This window comes from Sphingomonas bacterium (assembly GCF_028292945.1).
GTDB lineage: Bacteria > Pseudomonadota > Alphaproteobacteria > Sphingomonadales > Sphingomonadaceae > Sphingomonas.
Window position 1 is genome coordinate 1 of sequence record NZ_JAQGLJ010000021.1, and the last position, 4,993, is coordinate 4,993.

Annotated in this window: 6 protein-coding genes; 3 read left to right on the top strand and 3 right to left on the bottom strand. The window is 67.0% G+C overall.

The window, feature by feature from the left end; all coding sequences use genetic code 11:
- From JWN21_RS02645 to JWN21_RS02655, 3 genes are all read left to right on the top strand, one after another.
- Positions 1–660: DUF1013 domain-containing protein (locus tag JWN21_RS02645; RefSeq protein WP_299645940.1), on the top strand; the 660-nt coding region annotated here is incomplete at its 5' end.
- Between the two features lie 274 nt (positions 661–934).
- Positions 935–2,011 carry an MBL fold metallo-hydrolase gene (locus tag JWN21_RS02650; RefSeq protein ID WP_299645942.1) on the top strand — a complete coding sequence of 359 codons (1,077 nt, stop codon included), beginning with the start codon at positions 935–937 and terminating at the stop codon, positions 2,009–2,011.
- A 351-nt stretch (positions 2,012–2,362) separates the two neighbouring features.
- The gene (locus JWN21_RS02655) at positions 2,363–2,725 is read left to right on the top strand and encodes a WYL domain-containing protein (protein ID WP_299645944.1); all 363 of its coding nucleotides are present in this window, start codon (positions 2,363–2,365) and stop codon (positions 2,723–2,725) included.
- On the opposite strand, the gene JWN21_RS02660 is transcribed toward JWN21_RS02655, so the two are convergent.
- The 3 genes from JWN21_RS02660 to JWN21_RS02670 all read right to left on the bottom strand — a co-directional run.
- Complete coding sequence (locus tag JWN21_RS02660; RefSeq protein WP_367182904.1) at positions 2,711–2,935, bottom strand: DUF1289 domain-containing protein; 225 nt, start codon at positions 2,933–2,935, stop codon at positions 2,711–2,713. The genes JWN21_RS02655 and JWN21_RS02660 overlap by 15 nt on opposite strands.
- Positions 2,936–2,941: 6 nt before the next feature.
- Positions 2,942–4,426, bottom strand: coding sequence for a DEAD/DEAH box helicase (locus JWN21_RS02665; RefSeq protein ID WP_299645946.1), 1,485 nt, complete (start codon positions 4,424–4,426; stop codon positions 2,942–2,944).
- Positions 4,427–4,510: 84 nt separating this feature from the next.
- Positions 4,511–4,993 (bottom strand): hypothetical protein (locus tag JWN21_RS02670; protein ID WP_299645948.1); only part of this gene is annotated, 483 nt, incomplete at its 5' end.

Below are 4,993 nucleotides of genomic sequence, written 5' to 3' on the forward strand. Positions count from 1 at the left end.
CTCATGCCCCATGCGACCGCTTCCTGGCTGGTCGACAATACTGCACTGACCTTCGAGCAGATCGCCGCTTTTTGCGGGCTGCACATCCTCGAGGTGCAGGCGATCGCCGACGACACCGCCGCGACCAAGCTCACCGGCCGCGACCCCATTCGCGCCGGCGAGCTCACGCAGGAGGAGATCGAGCGCGGCCAGACCGACCCCGTGTACCGGCTGCTGATCCACAAGGAGCCCGACAAGGTCCGCCGCACCAAGGGGCCGCGCTACACGCCGGTCTCCAAGCGCCAGGACAAGCCTGACGGCATCGCCTGGATCATCCGCAACCACCCGGAGATCACCGACGGCCAGATCGGCCTGCTGATCGGCACCACCCGCACGACGATCGCCGCGATCCGCGACCGGTCGCACTGGAACATGGCCAACATCACGCCGAAGGATCCGGTGACGCTGGGGCTGACGACGCAGCGCGAGCTGGATGCCGCGGTCGCCAAGGCGGCCAAGGCGGCGGGCATCGAGGCGCCGACCTTCGACCCCAAGCTGGACGGCGACCGCGAGGCGCTGATCGGCCAGCTTCGGGCCGAGCGCGAACAGGCCGCGCGTGATCTGGAGAACGGCATCGTGCCGGTGAAGGTGGACGCGCTGTTCGATCCTTTCCGGCGCTGACGCGCACGGGCGCAGCGTAGCTGCACCCGAGACCCGCAAGCTTCGCATTGCCGAATGATGACGACGCCACGGCGGATGCGATCGCCGGTCCGAACCTTGCCTCAGCCGAACTTCCACGATCGCGGAACTTCCAGGCTCGGAACTTCCGTCCGGAGCGGGACTTCCGAGGCGCGGCAGGAGGGGGAATGGCGTTTCCAGCATGGCCTGGGCGGAAGTTGCGGAAGTTCCGAGCGGCTTGGGTGACGCCGCTCCGATCCGTTGCTACGCGCAACCGATGGCTACACACGCGTTCACCCTTAACGATGCCCTCGAGCGAGATGGCCTCCGCTACCCCTTCGGCAACCTCGCTCCACAACCCGGCGAGCTGATCGAGGTCGCGCCCGGCGTCCACTGGTGGCGGTTGCCGATGTTCGGGCCGCTGAAACACGTCAACGGCTTCATTCTCGACGCCGGCTCGGAGGCCGGGGCAGGTGATCCCGCCGGCGTGACGATCGTGGACACCGGCTTCAACAACGATGCGAGCGTCGCCGCGTGGCGGGCGATGCTCGCGGGCAAACCTGTGGCACAGGTGCTGTGCACGCACTTCCACCCCGATCATGTCGGCCTCGCCGGCTGGCTGTGTCGCGAGCACGACGCGCCTCTGGTGATGACCCGGACCGAGTGGCTGCAGCTCCGCCTGCTCACCGCCGACACCCGCGACGAGACGCCCGCCGAGATGCTCGCCTTCTGGCGCGCGGCGGGATGGACCGAGGAGCAGGTCGCGCATGCCGCAAGCCGTGGCTGGGGCAATTTCGCACGGATCGTGTCGGGGCTGCCGCTCGCCTTCCGCCGCATCGCTGACGGCGACGTGCTGACCATCGGCGGCACGCGGTGGGAGGTAGTGACGGGCAACGGACACAGCCCCGAACACGCCTGCCTGCTCGATCGCGACCGGGGGATCCTCATCGCCGGCGACCAGGTGCTGCCGCGCATCAGCTCCAACGTCTCGTTGGGCGTCAGCGAGCCCGAAGGCGATCCGCTCGGCGACTGGCTTGCGTCGATCGCCAAGCTGCGCCAGCTGCCTCACGATCTGCTCGTGCTCCCTGGCCATGGCGACCCGTTCACCGGGTTGCACACGCGGCTTGACCAGCTCGACACCGAGCATGCCGAGCGGCTCGATGCGGTCGCCGCGCACCTCGCGAACCCCGCGCGTGCGGTGGATTGCTTCACGCAGCTCTTCCGCCGCCCGATTGGCCCCGACGTCCTCGGCATGGCGACCGGCGAGGCGCTGGCGCATCTGCGTCACCTGGAGGTGACGGGCAGGGCGCGGCGCGAGGTGCGCGACGGCGTGTGGTGGTACCACGCAACTTGACGTTGCGCTCGGCACGGGTTCCACTTGTTTCGGCTCGCAGATCGTCTGGGGCGTCTCGTTCGGCTCGCTGCCCAAGCGCGACAGCTTCTTGCCCTATGTCGAACGGCTGACCGCACGCTCGGCGTACCGGAAGGCGAAGGCGATCGACGATGCGCTGATCGCGGCAGCGACAAATGGGCAGCCGTCCACATCCAGCTGACTTGCTTCGTCACCCTGAGCTTGTTTCGGGGTCCATGCGATCCGCTGGTATCGGCGAGCGGTCGCGCATAGATGCTGAAACAAGTTCAGGGTGACGGGAATATGTGACGCCAGCACAGGGCGGATGCCGTTGAGAGCAGGAGAATAGTCACGGTGGAACTCGACGCATTCCCAGAACAGCAACGGTCGCTGGCCCCGCTGACGCTTGCACTGCCCTACAACTTCCGTTCTGTCCGGGTCGGTGAGTTCATGGGCCGCGAGGCCAGCTTCTATACTGTACATGATCGTCGGGTCATCATCGGCTACCGTGACGCGGCCGGCTCGGTCAGCACGCGCCAGCTTACGGTGAAAGAGGTGATCAGCTGCACCTGCCAGGTCTACATCAGCGGCTTCTGCCACCTTCGCGAGGATGCGAGGAGCTTTCGGCTGGACCGCATCAGCTTCATGATGAGAGGGGGACGACCCGAGCAGGTCCATCCCAATGTCGAGGTGCTGCGGTGGCTACTGGACTGCTGATCTAGCAGAGATGGGCTGGTCGCAAAGCTCGCCCATCCGGCTCGGCAGCTCCCCCATCACCCCGTCCCGCGCCGCTTCTCCCATAGCGATCCACCCCGCGATCTCGTCAATCGTGCGGCCGCAGCCTTCGCACCAGCCGCTTGCATCTTCAATGACGCAGACGCCGACACACGGAGACACGACCGCGACCGGTGCGACATATTCAATCACGGCAGCTCAGCCCAGGATGGTGGCCGACAGGAAGCCTGGGATCGGGCCGTTCCAGCCGCCGTCGTCCTTGGCCTCGGGACCGTCCGCGCGCTCGTCGCGGCGGTACGGCCGCTCATCGCGCCTGGGCTCGTCGCGGCGGGGCGCGTCGGTGTCGCGCGGGGGACGCGCTTCGCGGGGCGCACGAGTTTCCCGCGGCACCCGGGCTTCTCGCGGCGGGCGCGCTTCGCGAGGAGCGCGGGCGACTGGTTCAGCCTGGGGCGGTGCCTCCTCGGTCGAGAGCTCCGGCGCTTCGACCGAGTTCGCTGCCGCCCGCCCACGACCGCGCCGGGGAGCACGCTCGGCCGGTGCTTCTTCCCGAGCCTCTGACGGGGCTGCCGCTGCGCCCAGCCGCTCGATCGTCTGGCCGGTCAGCTTCTCGATATTGGCGATGTTCTCCGCATCCTCGGCGGCGATCAGCGTATAGGCCACGCCCGTCGCGCCCGCACGGCCGGTGCGGCCGATGCGGTGGACGTAATCGTCCGGATGCCAGGGCGCGTCGAAATTGAAGACGTGGGACACGCCTTTGATGTCCAGTCCGCGCGCGGCGACATCGGACGCGACCAGGATGTTGATCTCGCCCGCCTTGAACCGGTCCAGCTCGGCGATGCGTTCGGACTGCTCCATGTCGCCATGGATCTCGCCCGAGCGGTAGCGATATTGCTTCAGGCTCTTGTTGAGGTCGCGCACCGTCGTCTTGCGGTTGCAGAAGATGATCGCGCTCTCGACCTCCGGTTGCGCCAGCAGCGCGCGCAGCCGGGTCTGTTTCGCCCGCTGGCCATCGACCGGCACCAGATATTGCGTGATGTTGAGGTTCGACGACGCCGGACGCGATACCTCGATCGTCTTGGGGTTGGTCAGGAACTTGTCCGCAAGCCGCTTGATCGGTGCCGGCATGGTCGCCGAGAACAGCAAAGTCTGCCGCGTCTTGGGCAGCTTTGTGCAGATTTCCTCAATATCGGGAATGAACCCCATGTCGAGCATCCGGTCGGCCTCGTCGATCACCAGCAGCGAACAGCCGGTGAGCAGAATCTTGCCGCGTCCGAACAGGTCCATCAGCCGACCGGGCGTGGCGATCAGCACGTCGACGCCCTTTTCCAGCGCTGCGGTCTGGTCACCCATCGACACGCCGCCGATCAGCAGCGCCATCGACAGCTTGTGGTTGGCGCCGTATTTCACGAAGTTCTCGGCCACCTGCGCCGCGAGTTCGCGCGTCGGCTCCAGGATCAACGATCGCGGCATGCGCGCGCGGCTGCGGCCCTGCGCCAGAATATCGATCATCGGCAGCACGAAGCTCGCGGTCTTGCCCGTGCCCGTCTGCGCGATTCCGATCATGTCGCGCATCATCAGCACCGACGGAATCGCCGCCGCCTGGATCGCTGTCGGCTCGGTATAGCCGGCGTCATTTACCGCCTTGAGCAATTCGGGCGAAAGGCCGAGATCGGCGAAGTTCATGCAGGTGTCCGGCTGATGGGCCTGCGGCAGCGCAGTCCCGCCCGCGCGTTCGCCCGACGCTCGCGAAAAGTCAAGGTAAGCGGCTTATTTGCCGGCCTGCAACAGCTTGAACTCGTCGATCTGGCAACTGGCGCCCGAGCGGACGCGGATCGCGTCGCGGTCGGCGCAGATCATGCCGTCCTTGGAGGGGCGGACATAGAAACCGGAGTAGAAGTCGAGCGGCGTGCAGTCGCGGTCCAGCTTCGCGCGCACGCGCTTGCCGCCGACCAGCACCAGATCGACCTGCTTGCCAGCCGAGATCAGCGCGCCCGCCATGCCTTGCGCGGGCACGCATTTGGGTCCCTTCTTCTCCTTCCACTCGATCGGCTTGAGCGCCGGCGAGGTGGCAGCCGGCATGCGCGGTACGCGGATGACGATGCGCTGCTGGATGGAGAGTTGCGCCAGTTGCTCGCCGATCAAGGGACGCTCCTGAGCGACGGCACCCGGTGCCGCGGCGAGCGCAAGCAGCGTGACGAAGGAGCGGGCGTGCGGCATGGAGATCGGCGCAATAGCGACGGGCGTTGAACA